Origin of the sequence: Aureispira sp. CCB-E (assembly GCF_031326345.1) — a bacterium.
Taxonomy (GTDB): Bacteria; Bacteroidota; Bacteroidia; order Chitinophagales; family Saprospiraceae; genus Aureispira.
In genome coordinates, this window is the sequence record NZ_CP133671.1 from 3,905,335 (window position 1) to 3,926,161 (window position 20,827).

Sequence of the window (20,827 nt, forward strand, 5' to 3'; positions counted from 1 at the left end):
CTTAACGAAGGGACAATCTAAAAAACAAAAAAGCCCTTAAACAGGTAAGTGCTTAAGGGCTCCATTTTTTGAAAAAGAAATTTTATTTCATTAAAACAATTCGTTTGGTAATCAATTCTTGATTAATCATCATTTCGACAAAATAGACACCAGCTTGTTGGCTGCTCAAGTTGATGTCAAAACTATTTTGAGAAGTTTGGGTATTAATTTCTTGTACTTTTCTACCCGTTACATCATAAATAGTAATGTACTCTATTTGATTGTTTGCTAGGTCACTCTTGATTTCTAAAGTTACCTTTCCTGTGGTTGGATTAGGGTATAATCTAGTTGATAAATTTGAGTTAGTAATAGTTTCAGTTGTTGTCAAAGCTTGATGATTACCTATGGTAGTGACATCATTCAAACTATTTGTGTTGGGTGAATTAACATTAGGGCGAAGATAATTCCCCAAGTTGCCATCTATTTTGCTAATAAATCCATCTACAACATCTTGATTGCCATTGACACCACCTGTTAAGTTGTCAGAACCTAAAGTTGTTGTGCCCCTAAGGAAGAACGGGCTGTAAATATCTCCCGAATTGTCTACTTCCACGCCTAAAATAGCAAGAGACGCATGCATGTCTATGGCAGGGCTAAGAGGAACAATGGTGCTATTTTCATTGACCCATTGTATTGCTCCAGTATTATTAAAGCTTAGGGTGAAGGTTCCTTGATACCTATCATAAGCAGGGTGAGCACTCATTGATGTATAACTAAGTGTCGTGCCATGAAAATCAATACTGGCAAATCCACTAGGAGATACTCCATTAGGATCACTCAAGAAAAAGCTACCATTTACAATGTAATTAGTGCCATCAATAGCTAAGTTAGAACGATAAGTTGTGTTTCCAGTTAAAGTAGTATTGGGGGTGGTTGATGGTAAAGCTAGAGGCTGTACCCAATCTAGACTACCATTATTGGCATTTAGTCGAAGTAAATGAGTTCCATAATTCTGCATATATGGTTGACTACCTGAAGCTATAGTAGCTGCACTAGGAAGTAATATGCCCAAATGGGTTGAGCCCTCACATTCGATATCAAATTCCAACCCCATTCCTTCTAGGTATCCAAAATCAAATTTATTACTACCATAGACTTCTGCCCATAGTTCGTTTCCTAAGTTATTGTATTTTAAAACAAACAAATCAATGTCGTTGTTGGCAAAAGATGGAGCACCCTCATTGACGGCTGTTGTTGTTGCGCCTACAGTCAAACCATTAAATGTAAAACCAGAGTTTGTTGTTCCAATTGCATAGATATTGCCTGTTGGATCAATATCTAGTTTTCCAGAAAAAGTAGCTGTATTGCTTAAAGAATTCACCCAGTTGACTGTATTCGTAGTGCCATTGTCTGTGTAGGATGCTACATAAGTAATACCTCCAGGGAGAGAACAGCCAGAGCAAAAATTACCTAGGTTATTATAGTTAACACTTAGGGTATTAGAGAAGGTTGCAACATTGGGAGAGCTTCCGATCAGCGTTCCAATAATAGCTACTTGCTCATTGGTGCCGTTGTTATAGGTTTCAAGATCGGTCACTAAATCATCGCCATTTCCACCCGCAGTTTGTACCCATATAGGATTTCCTGTCGCATCATATTTTATGATTGCAATGTCAGAACCGCCTTGACTGGTATAAGTCGTGCCATTAATTGTAAAAGAGCCTATAAATGAAAAAGAAACATAAGCATCACCGTTTTGTCCAAGTTCAACGTCTGGACCTACTTTCAAGTCAACCAAGTTACAAACAGGTATTTCAACTGCCCATTCAAAACCACAAGCTCCGTATTTTACTAGAAATGGACTGAAGCCGCTAGCACAGCTATGATTTTTGGTTAAAGTATTTGTATTGCTGCCATCTGTAAAATCAATATCATTACTAAAAATTCCTACACTATAAACATCATTATTGTTGCTAATTGCTGTTGCTGTAAAAAGAGTTGGATCTGTATGAGCTGTATTTTCTGCTTCTATTGGAAAATCAATGCTACCACCGCCACCAATAGAAACAGGAGGTGCACAGCCTGAGACAGGTAGATTACAAGCAAAACTTGCAGCGTGAATTTCTGCACAAAGAACAGGACACCCAGAAGTAATAGAGAACGTACTATTTAATGTAAATGTTTGTGTTGCTCCAGGCAAAAGATCGAATAAAGGAGGATTAAATGTAAAGGTTAAGCCATTTACCGTTGGAACCTCTAGATCAATATTGTAGATACCGTCGGGACCATTGTTGGTAACACTAATTTCATATTGTGCACTAGTTGGAGTACTGTTCAATATGCTGGTATTGATGGCTAATTGGCTAGCAGTATTGGTGACAATAATATTGGTAGACTGATTAGAAAATGCTGAAACACAAGCTCCTGCAATGGTGGGCTCAATAAGAACTTGGTTAGAAGAACCAACTAGAGCATTGGCGCTGATATTAAGTGGTAAATCTAAGGTGACAATATCACCTTGTGCCAAGGATGGAATTGTGTGTTGTCCATTAACAAAGTCGCCACCTGTTGCCCAACTTAAGTTGGCAGGTATTCCTGTTGGTAGGGTAATGTCTAATTGAACATTGGTTAAAGGAGCATTGACTGGTATGCTAGCATCTCCTTCAATGGTGTAACGGATCATAGGGGTAGCTCCTGGGCAAGTGCCTCCAATAATAGTAGAAGAAATATTAATTTTAGGAGTTGTTAGCGATTCTATTGTAAAGTTATCAAAAAGAACATACAGATTATTGGCTACATTGGCTTGATCCAAATGAACAATAAATTCTTGTAAGTTAGGGACAGTAGTATGAAAATCTTGTGTGACATAAAACCAATTGCCATTTCCTGCTGTCGTTGGATTGGAAACAGGAATTTGTAAGTTGAATTTGTCATTGGGATTTGTAAAACTAGCACAAACGGTTCCTGTATACAATGGATTTAACCAAGGTGGTTGGTAGCCAGAAGCGTCTTGTAAGTCAGTATATTGAGAAGCACATGGACTTGCAGGGAGGAAAGCTACTCTTACGTCAAAATCTTGTGGTTGGCAAGTCCAAACCCAAAAGCCAATTCTATAGTTATCGGTTGTCGATGGTGTTAGAGTTGTTCCTGGTTGTAATTTTAAATTAAATGACTCGGATGTGTTCGTATTTAGCACAATACCAATGTAATTGTTTTTTTGTGGAAAATCAACAGGAAGTGGTATCTGTCCGCATAAAAAAGGGTGTGTCCCTGGAAGGTTGTTGATGTCATAACCATGCAAATCACATGATCGATTTAAAGCTCGGATATTGCCATAAGAAAACCAATAATTTTCTAACTGAGAATGAATGCCTTGGAATATGCTAGGAGCAAAAGCTTCAAAGTCGTAATTACAAACTAAATTACAAGCATTGGTAGGGATATCGCAAGCAGGATAAGGTGCTGCAGGTACCCAAATATAAACGTAAACAATTTCACCCAATTCGCCACTTGGGCATCTAGGAACATAACTAAGAGATGCCCATGAAAGACCATACCCTAAATCTGGACTGTAGGTAAAGGAAGTATTTCCATTAGAACTAGTAGCTGATAGTGTACCACCGCCCTGCAAAATTTGAAGGTTTTCGATTGTAGTTCCAGCAGGGACAAAATCATTGGCTAATAAGTCTGAAAAGTCAATGGTAATTTGGTTGTTCGTGCCATTCCTATTGACTGTAAATGGATTACCCAAGTTATTGGGATCTTGAACATCTGTAAATCCTATGGGAATACAATTAGAAGGTGTACAGGCATTGTAAGTAGCCAATGTATTGCTTTGATTGGACGCAGTTAAGTTTTGCCCAAATGTTCCAGAAATAGTATAACCCAATTTGCACAAAGTTTCTACTTCCAATGGATTAGGAGTAATGCTAGCAATACCACTAAAATTCATGACATACCCAGATACCCCTGCTGTACAGTTAAAATGACTAAAAGAACTCCCTTCTTGATATGTCCCATTATAATAAACAGGATGATTCCCCGCAGCAGAAATGCCATCTAAAGCAAGTCCGTTGGTGGCATTAGGCGAACCACAACTATTGACGGTATTGGTCGTAAAACTCAAAGAAAGATTGTTGTTGGTAATGGTGCTATTGATAACAGGAGTTTGATTACTTTCTACAAATTGATCCCAGTAGGCATATATATTGGGAGCATTACTACTAGCAAATCGACTAGGACCATTGGTTCCTCCAATCAAAGATCGGAAACCTAGTGCATGGATAACTTCGTGTAGACCAACTACATAGATATGGTTTCCTGTGATGGATGCTAAGTCTGAATTAAACGATGCGTTTGCAAAATTAAATTGAACAATTCCATGAGGATCGTTAGCAACAACGGGATTATACAACAACCAATCCTGATACGAGTCCCTACCTCCGATAATTGTTCTTCCAACTTCCCCCAATGCAAATTTATGAATATTAGGAGAGGTTAGTTCAAAAAAGTAAGAGCTTGCTGCTGCTACAGCATTGTTAGGTAGAGCAAGTGCACCTGTTCCGTCAGAAGCGCCAACCGTAATTCTGAGATCTTCTACGCCCAAGTTACTAGCAGTAGGATTGGCGCCAATAAGTAGGGTTAAGTCTTCGAAAACTCGGCAAAGTGAGGCTCTTCTTTCTTCTCCCAAGGTTGTGAAACCTGTGCCTTGTGGGGCAGCAGGATCATCAAATCCAACATCTGTATTGTTGATAACATCTTGATAATACAAGGTAAAAATGCCACATTCGCAAACCTGTCCAGGAGGGTAACCAGGAACATTACTTCTAGTTACCATAGGAGTCGGTAATGCTAGTTCTTCTGGACTATAGCAATTGCCAAAACCATCCAAGATACGCATCTGCGGCTTTTCGTGTAGTAGTGGGTCAGGAGGGCAAGGAGAGATGTTGGTAGGAGCACCACAGTTGTCTAAGAAATCAGTTACTTCAACGACCCAAGATTGCATGCTTTGGCAAGATCTGTCTTTAGCTAATAACCGAACGATATGTGTACCAATCGGAAAACCAAATTTAAAGTCAGTTGTTGTTGCTTCTACGGAGCCATTAACCATCCATACATAGCTGGTTGCATTAATACTAGTATTCGTAAAATTGACATACTGATATGCTTTGGGAGTAGTCAATGAAACATTAAAATCGGCTTTTGTTCCGCAACAAGATTCCAAACACTCATTAGAAGCCCAAAGAGGATCTTGATTGTCGCTGCTAAAACCACTGCCTAAATAAGCATGGTGTTGAATGCTGGCAACATCGTGAAAAAATTGCCCTGTATTTTCCTCAATATTCCACAAAGCCAGTAAATCACTGCTGGAGGAAGGAATACATTTTTGGTTCCAGTCAAAAATTTCTCCATCCGTTCGAGCATCTTTCCAAAAACGAACTTCTTCAATGTACCCCTCAAAAGGTTGGTGTGTATTGGAACCATCGTCACCAATAATTAGATTTTCAGTGGTGTTGATGTTCGTCGTGTTTTTGCCTAGAGGATAGGCTTTATCATCTATAAATAAAGTTATTTCATCCCTAGAACGTCGTAGCCCAACGGAATGACATCGCCGATCTTCAAAAACAGAAGTATTGACCTCATATCTGTTTTTGCCAATTTCAGCAATTAGTTGCATGCCATCCTGTGTATTAATCATTAAGGCAAAGCCATTGCTAGCTAAATTTCTTTTAGAGATGATGGTAAGCATGGGGCTTTCTAAGGCAACATCTCGAACCATAGCTTCTATGGTGAAATCGTGGGTAGATAGGTTAAAATCACTGTGGTGATAAACCGTTGCTTTATCATCAGTGCCATCAAAATTAGCTGCCGCTTGTGCAGAAACTAAGTGAATGGATAACACCAATAATAGTAAAGTTAAAATTGAAGTTTTAAACATAATTTGTGTTTGTAAGGGTAATTATAAATTATATTAAAACACAAATATACAACGATAACGGTATAGAAAAAAGAGCTATTTATGAATGGTAGATGTAACTTTACGAATGGTGCAAATTGTTTGACAAACAGAGAAAATGGGTTAACGAATGGTGTATATGAATAAACGAACAGCGACCGTAGGGAATAGCTGATTGACTACTGTATTTTAAGCAAGGAATTAAAACCATTTTTTTAGTTCATTTTTAGTTACTTTCCCCAAAACATTTCTAGGCAAAGCAGATTGGATAATAAACTGACGGGGGATTTTATAGGCAGGAAGCGTTTCTTTGAGCCATTCTTTCAGTGCTTTTATGTCAATAGTAGTTTGATTGCCATCTTTGAGGACAAGGCAAGCAACGATCAATTCTCCCCATTCAGGATTGGGAATACCAACAACCGCAGAATCGCTAATTAAAGGATGTTTTCTAAGAATATCTTCAATTTCTAAAGCAGAGATTTTATAACCACCTGATTTTATAATGTCAACAGAATCTCTTCCTAAAATCTTGTAATAATTGTTGTTTAACAGAGCAATATCCCCACTCAAAAACCAACCATCTTCACTAAATGCCTTTTGAGTAGCTTCTGGTTTTCTCCAATACTCTTTAAAAACATTTGGTCCTTTGATTTGAATTTCGCCTGAAATATTTTCTGTGTTAATGACGCCTTGTTCATTGACCAAACGAATTTGTACGCCAGGCAATGCTTGTCCAATATGACCTGCTCTTCTTTCTCCATTATAAGGGTTTGAAATGCCCATACCTATCTCTGTCATTCCATAGCGCTCAAGCAAGATATGCCCACTGATTGTTTGCCACTTCTCTAAGACAGGAACAGGTAACGCAGCAGATCCAGAAACCATCAAACGAAAGGCTTCAACTGCTTTTGACCATCTTTGTTGTGTGTCTTCCGTTGCTTGTTCCCAACAGTTAATCAGTTTGAAATATATGGTTGGAACAGCCATAAAAATATTGATCTTTCCTTGACTAAATAATTCCCAAACTTTAGCCGCATTAAATTTAGGTAGAAATTGGCAACATCCTCCAACCCAAAGTGCACAACTCATCACATTGATAATACCATGCACATGATGTAGAGGCAAAACATTTAGAATGTGATCCTCTTGTTGCCATTTCCAAGCGTCTACTAAAGTACTAATTTGAAAATTTAAGTTGGCGTGTGTCGTTACGACCCCTTTAGGTAGGCTGGTGGTGCCACTAGTGTACAAAATCATAGCTCTGCGACTATCTTCGATGATAGGTAGTGTGGCTTTAACCCTAGATTGTAAAACAGTTTCGATTGTTAGCAAGCGAATATCTTCTTCTGCTGCAAGTGGTGCTAATAAATCATAGTAGGTTGGGTCAACAACTAATATCTTGGCACCAGTGTCTCGAAGTACATATTCCAAAGATGGTAATGGGTGCAGTACACAGAGCGGAACAGCAATACCACCCGCTCTCCAAATGCCCCATTGTAGGGCTGTATATTCAAAACTTGGACTTACTAAAAAAGCTACTCGTGCTTCTTTTAAATCCTCTGAACCATTTAGTAAATAGCTGGCAACATGAGTGGATTGGTTTAGTAATTCTTGATAACTATATTTTTTATGATTAGAAATAATCGCAGTACGATTTAGCCAATTTTGGGCACGTTCTATTAGCTGTAAGCCAAGTGTCATAGTTAGTAATTTGGAGTAGTAAATGTCAATGTTTTGTCAAGTTAGCAAAATACAGATAAAAATAAAGGATCTTAACTGAGATTTGACAACCTTTTTGGAGCAGAGGCAGTTTTTTCTAGCAGTTTGATAGATCTGTCCGTTGTGAAATTTTAGCAGACCATCTATCCTTGAATATTGATACATAAAATCATAAAAAATTAAACTAGTTGCTAAATTATGAAACATCTATTTCTATGTCTGTGTTTTGCTTTTTTGTATAATAATATTGTAGAGGCACAAGTCCCTCGAAAGATATTTGTAGAACATTTTACAAACACACTTTGTTCGCATTGTGCCAATCGAAATCCTGGTTTTTATACCAATTTGAATAATCAAAATGAGGCAATACATATTTCAATACATTCAGGAGTTCCTTACACACAATGTTTGTTGTATCAACAAAATGCTTCGCCCAGTGATGCTAGGCGTTTTTATTATGGAATACTTGGAACCCCTGCTTTGATTATCAATGGTTTTTCAATTCCTTTGAACAGTGATTATAGTCAAGCGTCTATTTTTGCACCTTTTCAATCTCAGACTAGTCCTATTCGGATTCGAATGGAACAGCAAAAATATGGTGATGATTCTATGCGAGTACGTGTAATTGTTAAAACGGAAGCCAGTCACAATTTGGGAACCGAACAATTGTGGGTTGGTTTAGCCGAAGATAGTGTATTTTATATGGGACCAAATGGGGAAGCAGAACACTATGATGTATATAGAGCTAGTTTAGGTTTTTTACCGATCAATATTCCTTCAACAGTTGGAGATTCTTTGGTTTATGATTATACCGCTTTTGCGAATGTTAATTGGGACTTTTCTCGCATCTTTGCTTTTGCAATGATCCAAAATACCAATAATAAATCGGTGACACAGTCGGAGTCTACTCAGCCTAATACTAATAATTTAACAACTGGAATACGAACGATCAAGCCTCAAAATGAGCTTCGTAATGTCTTATTATACCCTAATCCAACTCAAAATAAATTGAATATTGTGGTAGAGGAGCAAGAGGAAACAACAGTTGTTTTATACAACAATTTGGGGCAAGCGATGGTGCAGGAACGTTTTAGAGAAAATGTTACTTTACCTTTAGGTGAATTGCCCAAAGGCATTTATTGGCTTTATCTAAATAATCCTAAAGGAGTTAAGAGTGAGAAAATTGTACTAGAGTAAAAAAGAAATTATATGATGTTAGTAGTCCGTTGATTTTTTACTTTTTTACCAAAAAGATAAAAAAGCACATTTATATTAGTTTGATAATTAAAGTTTTAACACAAAACACAATAAATCTGCAACTTATTGATTATCAAACTAATAAAGTTTCTCAACGAACTATTGATAATGTAGTAGTTAGCTACGCTGCTACTTCGTGGTAGTTCGCTATCGCTTAGTTGTTTACTTTTTTAGCTCGGTTTGTTACTCCCTACGGTCGTGAGCTCGCAAGCTTAGTTACCAAAAAGATAAAAAAGGATTTATATTATATTGATAATGGGGAGGTCAATCAATGTCAAAACTTTTAAGCGTATTACGATCAAATGTCCATTCAGGAGTTACAAGCTGCGCGCCAAAATCTTCGGAATACCAAGGGGACAGGTCAGAATCGTTGAAGTTATGCAAAACGTGTATACTTTGAGCAGGCATATAGCTTTGAGCGAGTAAAAAAATCTTTTTACCCGTTGTTTCATGTTGCGCCACGTCTAACACAATAACGGCATGCCCTGGAAATCCTCCCCAAATAAAAACGTCACCAGGCGAAACGTTACTTATTGTTTTTTCTTTTAATTCTTTTGCTAAGGATGCGGTTCCTGCGTAGCAATAAATATTAGTCAGATACTTTTTAAAATTTTTATAAGAAGTATTGTGGCTATTATTTGCAGCACTAAAACTAACCTTACTGCCTTTGATAATCGGTTTTTTGCCTTTAACCCAATCTGAAAAACGAATGGTGTGTCCACTTGTATAATTGAAATGGATAGCATCGTAATCTTTTTTGCTGTAATGATATTCTGCTACCAAGCGCATTACAGCATCTGCACATTGTTGCAAGTCACGTTGTCCGATATCAATATCTAAAACACGAAAAGCACCCTCTTGATAGGGCTTTTCTGTGCCATTATAAAGCATGACTTTGGATGTCTTTGGAAGCAAAGGCAATCCTCTTAACCATGTCCCAAAGCTAGTGGGAGAGGATGGTGTTCTGGTGTATTGGGGTGGTGTGGGAATCTGCTTTTGAAGTGCTGATTGGGGATGATAAGTATCCAGCCAACTATACTGAGTATAATTGGCTAGAGTAGCGGATGCATTATTATTTGTTGTTTGAATAACCTCAGCAGGAATATTTTTGCTACCATTTGTATTGTTTGTTGTCGAGGTAGAAGAATTCGAAAGAGTAGTAGAGCCAATTGCGTTTTCTATAGGTGTCGTAGTAATTGCTGTTTTATTAGAACGAGCGTGTTTTTCTCCACAACTAGTACAATTGAGCAGACTTGCTACAATCAAAAAGAGTAGTAATTTCATAAGGTTAGACTAACTAAAAAAGATTATTTCCACGCATTTAATGTCCAGTCATATTCATAAAAATCCAATGAATAATCGTGAGGGATTTTGGTGCTGCGATGTGCATTGATAAATTCGGGAATTGAAGGGAAAAAATCATCTTTATACCATTTAAAAATAGGAGATAATTTTACCATATTGTTTTCTTTTTCTAAGTACAAAAAAGAAGGGTCGTCTAATGCCAATTGGCATTGGCGATTGATTTGATTGTTGACATCTCCAGGAGTATATGCAAATGATGGGATAGGAGGGCAACCTTTGGCAGCACAAACCAAGACAAAATGAAGCCTAGGGTCTTTATATTCCTTAAATATGATTTTATACTCTAAATGATCCAATGTCATCATCTCTTTGCCTACTTTATGTTTATCTTTTTTAAAGAATTTGTTCGTGTCCGCAACTTTTTCTATCGGATAAGTTTCCAACACAGCATTTATAACCAATAGATTGTAGCAATTAATTAAGTAAGCTTTGCGTCTATAAACGTCAACAGAGTTAACGGGAGTCTCGCCAATAAAATCAACGAGAAGTGCTAAGTCGGAGCGATCTTGTTTTAGATCGGCATATTTGATATTGCCTTCTATGGCATATGCCTTAAAAAAGTCATCCGCTTTGATAAAAAATTCAGCAGCATCTTTGATGGGAGTAGCTGCAAAAAGGTGCGTATAGATTGCCGTTAATAAGACAGATAATAGGAGCTTTTTCATGATACAATAATTTTTTTAGTTTAGGTCCATAATTTATATCGGGGGCTTTTTTATCTAATGCTATTGATTCAATTTGCATTGATATTAATTGAATGTTACAAATGGTTCAAAAATCTTACCTCTTTTGGTTAAAGTTAAAAAAAAGGTAAATATTTGGAAATTAAATCTTTAATTTTGTTTTTCAGATGTTTTTATGATGAAATTTTGACTGACAGGAGCCGCAATTTGTTTCCCAGAAGCATCTAACAATTCTAACTTAACTTCATAAGTTCCTATGTCAAGTCCCTCCAAAAGGTATGCTTGCCAATTGTTGACATAGAATGACTTATGGTTGTTGATCGTTATTTTTACTTGATTACCTCCTTCCTCAATAGTTGTGCCGACCAAAACAAAATCCAATAAAATTTTATCTCCTTTTTGGTAAGTACCCATTGGTGCATTATAAACAATATTTGCATTCAAAAGGTTTTTACTGAGATAAAGTTCCCCTTTTCTTATGCCTATCTCCTTCGCCATGATTGCTTTAGGTGTTTTAATAGATTCGTAAAACGATCGAGCGATAAAAGCAGTTAATCTATACTTGCCATCGGGGAGAGGAAAGTCAAATATATTATTGTTGGTAATGTGATGTTGTTGATTGTCAATACAAATATGTAAATGATTTCCTTTGTTAGTTTTGGGATATGATTTGGGGCGACTTATTGTTAGGGGAGTCATCCCTCCCAAACGAAGGTTTACAGGACGGAACATCATCTGATTTTGAGTGTAGGTATAATTTTGCAATACGACATCATCATACAAAATAGATGAATCTAGGGGAGGGCAAGGCACTAATTGGATTGATTGAAGATCGGTAAGGGGATCTTCTGTTTGTGTATTGGAGGTGCAAGAACTAAAAATGCTACTTCCGAAAAGGATAACGCTAAAAAAGTATAAAAATTGCCTAGAATTAGTGTTGAACATATTGGTAAATATTGAAAAATATGAGAAGTTTTGTTGTTTTGTGACTAGGATTTTTTATTTTTATTAACAATACTAGAAAAAAACTTTAACATTTGTAAAACAATTATCGTGTGTGCAAATGTATAAGCTACAATCCTTTATTCCAAGAAGAATAAAGTATATAACAGGGTAAAGGGAATTAATTGCAATGAAATAGGGAAAATATTTTGAAAAAGCATACATTAGCGCTTAATAAAATGTTAAGGTTCTTTTAACAAAGGAAATCTATAGGAAGTACTTTTTGATGTGACAAAATGTAGTTTTGGAAAGCAGAAATACGAGAAATAAAGGTTTTTTTGTTAAAAGTTCTAAACTAAAATGTAAGTTTACTTACTTTCTGTAAATAAAAACTGTATATTTACCCAAAGTTATTTATAGCGGTATAAATCTTATTATTGAATTAATTTACGGTATTCGTACTTAAAAACTCCTCTTAGACGATGAAAATTTTAACGAGTGTATGCCTGCTTTTTATAGTAGGTTTTTGTACATCCAGTAGCCAAGCTCAAGACGTTCGTTTTACGATGTTTGACATGGCTCCACTAGAGCTAAATCCTGCACATACAGGATATTATGCAGGTACTTTTAGAATAGGTGGTATATATAGAACTCAATGGGCAGGATTGTCTATTTCTCAAGCTCCATCTATTGATAATACTTCCTCAAGCTTTTCAGGATTCCAAACGCCATCTGCTTATATTGACGTTCCTTTTGCTATTCGTAATAAAAAAGGCAAGCCACTTAGAAATTGGGCAGGTGTTGGTATTTCTTTTTATTATGATGCCGTAGGAAACCTTTCTAACTTAGCTGCTAGTTTGTCTTTGTCTTATCACTTGGGCTTGGGCAAAAAAGGAAATACAATCTTATCTTTTGCTGCCAAAGGTGGTATCTTACAACGTAGACTTTCTGGAGATTTTACATTTGAAGATCAGTTGGTTAATGGTGGTAATGCTACGACTGACCCATTGGGCATGTCTTTAGGAAATGCTACTAAAACATTGCCTGATTTTTCTGGTGGTTTGATGTTGAGCCATAGAGGTAGACGTTTTGGTTTTGAGGCAGGAGTGTCTTTGAATCATTTTACGAATCCTAATTATAGCTTTATGACACCTCAAACAAATGAGGATGGTGAAGCAAGATTACCAATGACTACTATTTCTAATTTGATTTTTAGAATTGCATTAACTAAAAAAGGTAACTTGTTCTTGAAACCTTTGTTCTTCTTCCAAAATACAATCAATACAACTGGTCAAGGAGAAGGTTTGAGCGCATTTGAATTCAACGGGCAGTTATTGTTAGGGATTCACTTCAACGATATGCAAGATATTACATTATATTTGGGAGGTGGTTACCGTGCTAGTGGTGATGCTGTTGCTCGTATAGGTTTAGATATTAAAGGACTAAAATTTGGTTTTGCATATGATATCAATACAGCTGCACAAGGTTTGAACTATCAAGCATTTAGTAATAATAACAGAGGTATGGCATTTGAAGTAGCATTGTCTTATGTTGCTAAAATTTACAAAGTACCTGTTATTGATGATATCTTATTCTGTCCTCGTTTTTAATAATAACTCCAATAAGAGATTAGAAATCTACTCTTGAAGATTTCTAATCTTGTTTTATTATAAAATAGTATAGTAATCCACAACTTAATCTAAACTTATTTCGAATAATGAAACTTAATAATATATTAGTAATTATTGCTTTACTATTTGTTGGTCAAGCTGCATTTGCTCAACCAACAAATAATAACTTAACCTCCGAAATGAAGGAAAATATCGGAGATGAAGAACGCAATAAAAAGAATACCTACACTGCTTTAGAATGGTATATACGTGCTTATGAAGCAGATAACAATGATGGTGCTGCTATTTACAAAATAGCTTCCACCAATGAAATGTTGAGAGACTACAAAGCTGCTGCTGAATGGTACCAAAAATTAGTTGCTCTAAATAAAAAAGATGAATTTCCATTGAGTCGTTATGAGCATGCTGTTGTTATGAAAATGACAGGAGATTATGACAACTGTATTCCAGAGTTTGAAGCCTTTATCAAAGAGTATCCATCAGATGCGCCAAAGGCAGATTACTACAAAAAAATGGCTCAAATCCACATCGATGGTGCTAAATGGGCTAAAAATAACATGGAACCAACAGAGGAATTAATTATTGAAAATGCTGGTCCTAACGTTAACTCTTTGTCTACAGAAGGTGGGGCTTTCCCATTGGGACGTGATGAAATTATCTATGCTTCTTTGCGTGCAGATACAATTATTGTAAAAGAAGAAGGTGAGGATTATGAGCATGCTAAAATTTATATCGCTAAATCAGAAGGCGATGGCAAATGGGGAGAAGCAAAAGAATTTAATGCTGATGTTCTTCAAAAAGAAGGATTGCATGTTGTTGAACCAGCTTTTAACGATGATCAAACTAAGTTTTATTTTGTACGTGCTGAGTTGATTGGTAATCAATTGGAAAACAGCCGTATCTATGTAGCTGATTATGCAGATGGTACTGTTAGCAACCCTAAATTGCTAGATTTTAACTCTAGTTCTTACTCTTGTCAAGATCCTGCTTTTGCAACATGGGATGGAAAAGATTACTTGTTGTTTACTTCTAACATGGAAGGTGGTAAAGGTGGTATGGATATCTGGTATGCTGAGATCAATGAAGATGGTACGACTAAAGAGCCATTAAACTTGGAAGCAGTTAATACAATTGGAGATGATTTAACACCGTTCTTTGACGAAAGAAACAATACATTGTACTTTAGTTCAGATGGACACCCTGGTTTTGGTGGATGGGATATTTTCCGTACAGAGCGTGCTGCTGATGGTTCTATGGGAAAAGTTGTTAACATGGGTGCTGGTTTTAATACTTATGTAGATGACTTTAGTTTTACAGTGAACAAAGTAGGAAAAGATGATTGTTATGCTTATATCTTGTCTAACCGTCCTGGTACTATGTCCATGAAAAGCGAAACTTGTTGTGATGATATTTTCTCTGTAATTATGCCAGAGCGTTGTGATATTATTATGGATGTTGCGGTAATGGATGAAGCAACAGGAGAGCCAATGATTGGTGCAACTGTTCAGTTGATTGATAAAGAAACTGGTAAAGTTGTAGATGAGCAAAGTAATACAGAAGGAAACGATTATACGTTTAGCCTTGATATGGGGAAAAAGTATGATATCGTCGCTAAAAAAGATGGCGTAGAGGGTAGCAAAGAAAGTGTTGATGCGACTAAAGAAGCATTGACTGCTGCAGGTCTAGATATTACTAAACCAATGGAGATTACTAAAGAAGTTAAAATCAAAGAACTTGGTTTGATGGTTCAAGCATTTGACAAGAAAACCAATGCTGCTTTAGATGGCGTTACCGTAATTATTTACGAAGCTTCTTCTGGTAAAGAAGTAAAACAATTGACAAAAGGAACAGGAAATGAATTTGCTTTCGTTGTGCCAAGAGATAAAGATTACAAAATTTTTGCAAATCGTGAAGGTTATATTGCTGACACAAGAGTTGTAGCGCAAAAAGATTTGGGAATGGTACAAAAAATGTATTTGACGCCTCCTCCTGTATTCTACAATGTTTATTTCTCTTTCAATAAATCAAATATCCGTCAAGGTGCTGCTGATACTTTGGATATGGTATTGGCTACTTTAAAAGACAATCCTGAAATGATCGTTGAAGTAAGAGGTCATACAGATGCTTTGGGATCTGATCAATACAATATCAGCTTGTCTGACAGACGTTCTAATGCGACAATTGCTTACTTGGTTAAAAAAGGAATTGACAAAAACCGTTTGCAACCAAAAGCTTTAGGTGAACAACAACCTGCTGCTGATAATACTAAAACAGATGGTTCTGATAATCCTGAAGGACGTGCACTTAACCGTCGTGTAGAATTCAAAATTGTGAATGGAACATTGGGCATCAACGGAGCCCCTGAAAAAAAAAACTAACGGCTAATACAACCGTAGTTAGTACAACGACTTCTCCTTCTAATAATCCTGGAGATAAGCCAAGAACTACTTTGGCTTTTGACGAACCAGTTATGAAGATCGGACCTGTGAAATTTGGTGATGTAGAAGAATACACTGTTGAATTTACGAATACTGGAAAAAATGATTTTAAAGTATTTCACTTAGAAGGTGGTTGTATTTGTACAGAGCCAATTGATTGGTCAAGAGGAGCAATCAAACCAGGAGAAAAAGGGTTTGTGAAATTCAAATTTGATTCTTCACAAGCTAAAGTTGATCCAGCATACTCGTCAAGTTTGAATATCTATGGAAATGTTCCTGATGATATGATTATTTACGATATTGAAGCAAACGTTACCAAATAACGTTGATATACTCTTTAAAAAACCATCTTAAATTTATTTAAGATGGTTTTTTTTTGTTTACATTTATAGCTTCCTTTTTGTGTTACTCTATATAGAAAATGATTGATTCGGACTAAGAATAAGACTATTTTATCTATCTTGCCTCAACTTGTTAGTTCATTGTATTTAGTTTGTTTTGATCGCTGATTTAGTGGACTATTAATTCAAGTTATTTGCTAAAAAAATTGGAATATTATAATTAGAATGGACGAAAACGAGAATTATTTAAAAGCAGGGGTTTATACCAATAGTGATCATCCTACTGTTGTTGCATATGCACAAGAGAAAGTAAGTGGAATAACGAATGCAAAAGATCAAGTCATTGCATTGTATTATGCTATTAGAGATGGATTTAAATATTCGCCTTATCACATTGTTTTAAAGCCCTATGCCCTAAAGGCTAGTCATTTGTTAACCAAAGATTATGGTCATTGCATTGAAAAGTCAAATTTATTTGTGGCGTGTGTGCGTTCGTTAGGAATTCCTAGCCGATTGGCTTATGGCGATGTAAGAAATCATTTAGGAACCGCTAATTTAGAGGAGCGCCTAAAAACAGATGTTTTGGTGTTTCATGGATACGCAGAAGTGTTTTTGAATAATAGATGGATCAAAGCTACGCCTGTATTTAATACAGAATTATGTGACAAATTGGGGGTGGAACCATTAGATTTTGATGGTGAGCAAGATGCTGTTTTTCAAGAGTCAGATAAAGAAGGCAATCCTTTTATGGAGTATGTTGCAGATCATGGAGTGTTTGCAGACGTTCCTTTGGAGAAAATTTATTTAAGAATGAAAGCGCATTATCCCCATCTATTTAAAGAAGAAATTCGCAACTCTAAATTTATATTTGAATTTGATGAGGCTTAAATATCTTATATTTTGTGGCTGTTTTAATCTAATGTTAGTGAGCCTGCGGAGGGAAAGAATATTGGATGTTTATTGTTGACAATAGTAAGCCTACTATTTTATTAATCTACTATCTGAATTAAGTCTCTGAGAATATGCCTAAAGAAATCAATCAACCAACTTTTTCTCTTTTTGAACTGAATGAGCATCTTAAACGTGTGGTTGCTTTTAATATGCGTGAAACGATCTGGATTAATTGTGAAATTGCAGATGTCGGAACAAGCAAAGGGAATGTATATATATCTTTAGTAGAACGGGATGATTTTAAAATATCTGCTAGAGCCGAAGGAGTTATATGGGGGCGTTCTTTGGAGAAAATTACTAGAAAAATTGGAGATTCTTTATGGTCAATTTTGCAAGTAGGTCGACAAGTACTGCTTTGTGTGCAGGTTGAGTTTCATGAGTATTTCGGAATGAAACTATCCATTAAAGATATTGACCCAACAGTAACCATTGGGCAATTGGAACTTAAACGTCTACAAACACAAAAAAAATTAGAGGCAGAACAGTTTACAGAACTCAATATGCAAGTTCCTACTAACTTGGTTTGGCAGCGAATTGCTATCATTTCTTCTAGTACTGCTGCGGGACTACAGGATTTTTTACAGCAAATCAAAACAAATCCTCATCAATATAAATTCCAATATGAATTGTTTGAGGCTGTTGTGCAGGGGGTGAATGTACCCCAAGAGGTCATGTTGCAAATTGATAAAATAGAAGCTCGGAAAGATGAATTTGATTGTGTTGTTATTGTTCGAGGTGGTGGTGCTCGTCTAGATTTAATGGGATTTGATGATTACGATTTGTGTGTGGCTTTGGCGACTTGCGAGTTGCCCATTATAACAGGAATAGGGCATGATATTGATGAAACCTTAGCGGATTTGGTCGCTTATCAAACTTTGAAAACACCAACAGCTGTTGCGGATTATTTGATTCATCGAATGCTAAATTTTGAGTCTACTATTGTACAGTCTGCTTTGGATATTAAGCATTTAGCAATACAAAAAATTCAACAAGCCTCTAATAGAGTAGATTTATTAGAAGCGAAATTAAAACAGGTTGCCGCACAACAGTTAAAAGCCGCACATCAGGAACTAGATGCTATAGAAGAAAAACTTCGTTTGTTAAACCCTCAGACGATTTTAGAGAGAGGTTTTTCTATGATAACAGACGAAGAGGGGAGATTAATAAAAAGTATCAATAAACTTGAAAAAGAAAAGATTTATTATTTGCATTTGAAAGATGGAAAAGTGCCAATTAAGTTAGATTTGCTAACAACCCTGTAAACATAATATTTTAGCGAACTATTGAGAGATTAAAGAATGGAGATAAAATTATTTGGAATAAGACATCACGGTCCTGGTTCTTCTAAAAGTTTGATAAAGGCATTGAGTGTCTATCAGCCAGATATAATTTTAATAGAAGGAGCAGAAGAATTGAGTAACCTCCTTCCTTATGTGCAAGACGAAACATTGGTGCCTCCTGTTGCTGCTTTGATTTATAATCCTAAGAATTTACAACAAGCTGTTTATTACCCATTTACTGTTTTTTCTCCCGAATGGCAAACGTTTTTATTTGCTCAAAAATATGGTATCCCTGTAGTTCAAATGGATTTGCCTCAATCGCTGCGGTTAGGATTGGACGAAGTGCCTGAAAAAATAGCTGAATTGAAGAAACTGGAAGGGCAAGAAGATGTAAAGGATATAGTAAAGGATCCGTTGGGCTATATGGCATCTTTAGCAGGATACACAGATAGTGAACGTTGGTGGGAGGCTATGTTTGAACAAGGAGATGGCAACGAGGATATTTTCGGAGTGATTCTAGACTTGATGAAAACTTTAAGGACAGAGATAGGCAATCAAGGACAAGCCTATAACTTGATTCGAGAAGCATATATGCGTAAGAAATTGCGTAAAGCAATTAAAGACAAATACGAGCGCATTGCTGTTGTCTGTGGAGCTTGGCATACACCCGCCTTGGATGATTTGAATGCTTATAAAGTAAAAGATGATAATGCATTGTTAAAAGGGATTCCCAAAGTAAAAACAAAAGCTACTTGGATCCCTTGGACATATGACCGAATCGCTACTTCTAGTGGGTATGGGGCAGGAGTTGTATCACCTGCTTGGTATGAATTGCTGTTTTTTAATAGAGACAATGCCACAATTAACTGGATGGCAAAAGTTTCTCAGTTATTCAAAAAGGAAGACTTAGAAACGAGTTCAGCTCATGCGATCGAAGGCGTACGTTTGGCAGAAACTTTGGCTGCTCTTAGAGGTCTAGAAGTACCTGGAATAGGAGAACTGACGGAATCTGTAATGACTATTTTTTCAGGAGGATATCAAAGTCAACTGGACTTAATTCGACACAAGTTGGTGATTGGGGATAAAATGGGGGATGTTCCAGAAACAATTCCAATTATTCCTTTACAGCAAGATATAGAACTGAACATTAAAGCATTAAAACTAAAAAAGTATAAAAAAGCAGACGTGGTGTGGTTAAAAGCTACTGCCAACAAACCCAAGGGAGGGTTAGATTTGAGACAAGAACATGATTTAAAGCAAAGCCAATTTTTGCATCGTTTAAATTTGCTATCCATACAATGGGGAATACCCGATGTTGCAACAGGTAGAGAGTTGAGTACGAAGAATGAATATTGGAAAATGGAATGGCGTCCTGAATTTGCTCTGCAAATTATTGAGGCGGGAATGTGGGGAAATACCATCCAGCAAGCGACGGTCAATTTTGTGATCAACCAAGCAACTCATGCTCAAACATTGGTAGAGTTGACCCAATTATTAGAAAAAGTAATTCATGCTAATTTGCCTGAAGCAATCAATGAATTGGTGCAGGAATTAAAAAATTTGGCTGCTATAACAAAGGATATTAATCATTTGATGACAGCTTTGCCTCCGTTGGTTCGAATTTATAGATATGGCGATGTTCGAAATACTGAAATTGGTATGGTCGATGCGTTGCTCCAAAAAATAGTGCCTCGAATTTGCATTTCTTTACCCAATGCATGTACTTCTTTGGATGAATCAGCTAGCGAGGAAATGTTTGACCAAGTATTGTCTGTTAATCGCTCTTTATTATTATTAAATGAGGAAATGTATTTAACGGTTTGGGAAGAAACGTTAGAACGATTATTAGATAATCAACATATTGATGGAAAAATAAGAGGAGCTGCTACCCGAATTTTGTTGGATAATGAGGTGTTAAATGTCGAAACGGCAGCAGGGATATTAAGTTATGCTTTGTCTAAAAGTGTCGATGTTGTTGTCGCAAGTAGTTGGTTGAATGGTTTCTTATATGGAAGTGGTTTGCTATTAATTCACAACCCTATTTTATGGGAAATTGTAGACGAATGGGTTAGTGGATTAAAAGACGAGCAATTTCAACAAATGTTGCCTGCTTTACGCCGTACTTTCGCAGCTTTTGCGCCCGCAGAACGTCAAAAAATGCTACAACTGGTGCGAGATGGTAAATTAATCGAACGCCCTACTTTTGATACAAATTTAGACCCTGAACGGGTAAAAATTGTCTTACCAATGCTACAACTGTTTTTTGGTGAATAAATAATTGTAAA

Annotated in this window: 12 protein-coding genes; 7 read left to right on the forward strand and 5 right to left on the reverse strand. The window is 36.4% G+C overall.

Features of this window, described 5'->3' with window-relative positions; genetic code table 11:
- Positions 1-82 precede the first annotated feature (82 nt).
- A complete protein-coding gene (locus QP953_RS15160) occupies positions 83-5,917 on the reverse strand; it encodes a T9SS type A sorting domain-containing protein (protein ID WP_309551612.1) in 5,835 nt (1,944 codons plus the stop codon).
- A 219-nt stretch (positions 5,918-6,136) separates the two neighbouring features.
- Positions 6,137-7,636: an acyl-CoA synthetase gene (locus QP953_RS15165; protein WP_309551614.1), complete on the reverse strand. Its 1,500-nt coding sequence runs from the start codon at positions 7,634-7,636 to the stop codon at positions 6,137-6,139.
- A gap of 216 nt (positions 7,637-7,852) precedes the next feature.
- Here QP953_RS15165 and QP953_RS15170 point away from each other — a divergent pair, with 216 nt between their 5' ends.
- Positions 7,853-8,851, forward strand: a complete 999-nt coding sequence (locus tag QP953_RS15170; protein ID WP_309551616.1) for a T9SS type A sorting domain-containing protein — start codon at positions 7,853-7,855, stop codon at positions 8,849-8,851.
- Positions 8,852-9,175: 324 nt separating this feature from the next.
- Here QP953_RS15170 and QP953_RS15175 read toward each other — a convergent pair whose 3' ends face one another.
- From QP953_RS15175 to QP953_RS15185, 3 genes are all read right to left on the reverse strand, one after another.
- The gene (locus QP953_RS15175) at positions 9,176-10,195 is read right to left on the reverse strand and encodes a DUF4846 domain-containing protein (protein WP_156039843.1); all 1,020 of its coding nucleotides are present in this window, start codon (positions 10,193-10,195) and stop codon (positions 9,176-9,178) included.
- Positions 10,196-10,218: 23 nt separating this feature from the next.
- The gene (locus QP953_RS15180) at positions 10,219-10,941 is read right to left on the reverse strand and encodes a DUF547 domain-containing protein (protein WP_309551617.1); all 723 of its coding nucleotides are present in this window, start codon (positions 10,939-10,941) and stop codon (positions 10,219-10,221) included.
- 168 nt (positions 10,942-11,109) lie between these two features.
- Positions 11,110-11,904: a hypothetical protein gene (locus QP953_RS15185; protein WP_052598765.1), complete on the reverse strand. Its 795-nt coding sequence runs from the start codon at positions 11,902-11,904 to the stop codon at positions 11,110-11,112.
- 479 nt (positions 11,905-12,383) lie between these two features.
- Between QP953_RS15185 and QP953_RS15190 the strand changes: the two genes are divergently transcribed.
- The 6 genes from QP953_RS15190 (at position 12,384) to QP953_RS15215 (ending at position 20,816) form a co-directional block, all read left to right on the forward strand.
- Positions 12,384-13,511: a PorP/SprF family type IX secretion system membrane protein gene (locus QP953_RS15190; protein WP_052598764.1), complete on the forward strand. Its 1,128-nt coding sequence runs from the start codon at positions 12,384-12,386 to the stop codon at positions 13,509-13,511.
- 107 nt (positions 13,512-13,618) lie between these two features.
- On the forward strand, positions 13,619-15,910 hold the full coding sequence (locus QP953_RS15195; protein WP_052598763.1) for an OmpA family protein: 2,292 nt from the start codon (positions 13,619-13,621) through the stop codon (positions 15,908-15,910).
- A gap of 71 nt (positions 15,911-15,981) precedes the next feature.
- Positions 15,982-16,293, forward strand: a complete 312-nt coding sequence (locus QP953_RS15200; RefSeq protein ID WP_255351964.1) for a DUF1573 domain-containing protein — start codon at positions 15,982-15,984, stop codon at positions 16,291-16,293.
- 243 nt (positions 16,294-16,536) lie between these two features.
- On the forward strand, positions 16,537-17,199 hold the full coding sequence (locus QP953_RS15205; protein ID WP_052598761.1) for a transglutaminase family protein: 663 nt from the start codon (positions 16,537-16,539) through the stop codon (positions 17,197-17,199).
- A 134-nt stretch (positions 17,200-17,333) separates the two neighbouring features.
- Positions 17,334-18,524 carry an exodeoxyribonuclease VII large subunit gene (gene xseA / locus QP953_RS15210; protein WP_052598760.1) on the forward strand — a complete coding sequence of 397 codons (1,191 nt, stop codon included), beginning with the start codon at positions 17,334-17,336 and terminating at the stop codon, positions 18,522-18,524.
- A gap of 36 nt (positions 18,525-18,560) precedes the next feature.
- Entirely contained in the window at positions 18,561-20,816 is a 2,256-nt protein-coding gene (locus tag QP953_RS15215; protein WP_309551619.1) for a DUF5682 family protein, read from the forward strand.
- The last annotated feature ends 11 nt before the right edge of the window (positions 20,817-20,827 follow it).

Coding starts and splice junctions, on each gene's coding strand:
- QP953_RS15165 (WP_309551614.1), bottom strand. CDS start 7,636: ATGACACTTGGCTTACAGCTAATAGAACGTGCCCAAAATTGGCTAAAT.
- xseA (WP_052598760.1), top strand. CDS start 17,334: ATGCCTAAAGAAATCAATCAACCAACTTTTTCTCTTTTTGAACTGAAT.
- QP953_RS15170 (WP_309551616.1), top strand. CDS start 7,853: ATGAAACATCTATTTCTATGTCTGTGTTTTGCTTTTTTGTATAATAAT.
- QP953_RS15185 (WP_052598765.1), bottom strand. CDS start 11,904: ATGTTCAACACTAATTCTAGGCAATTTTTATACTTTTTTAGCGTTATC.
- QP953_RS15215 (WP_309551619.1), top strand. CDS start 18,561: ATGGAGATAAAATTATTTGGAATAAGACATCACGGTCCTGGTTCTTCT.
- QP953_RS15160 (WP_309551612.1), bottom strand. CDS start 5,917: ATGTTTAAAACTTCAATTTTAACTTTACTATTATTGGTGTTATCCATT.
- QP953_RS15175 (WP_156039843.1), bottom strand. CDS start 10,195: ATGAAATTACTACTCTTTTTGATTGTAGCAAGTCTGCTCAATTGTACT.
- QP953_RS15190 (WP_052598764.1), top strand. CDS start 12,384: ATGAAAATTTTAACGAGTGTATGCCTGCTTTTTATAGTAGGTTTTTGT.
- QP953_RS15195 (WP_052598763.1), top strand. CDS start 13,619: ATGAAACTTAATAATATATTAGTAATTATTGCTTTACTATTTGTTGGT.
- QP953_RS15205 (WP_052598761.1), top strand. CDS start 16,537: ATGGACGAAAACGAGAATTATTTAAAAGCAGGGGTTTATACCAATAGT.
- QP953_RS15180 (WP_309551617.1), bottom strand. CDS start 10,941: ATGAAAAAGCTCCTATTATCTGTCTTATTAACGGCAATCTATACGCAC.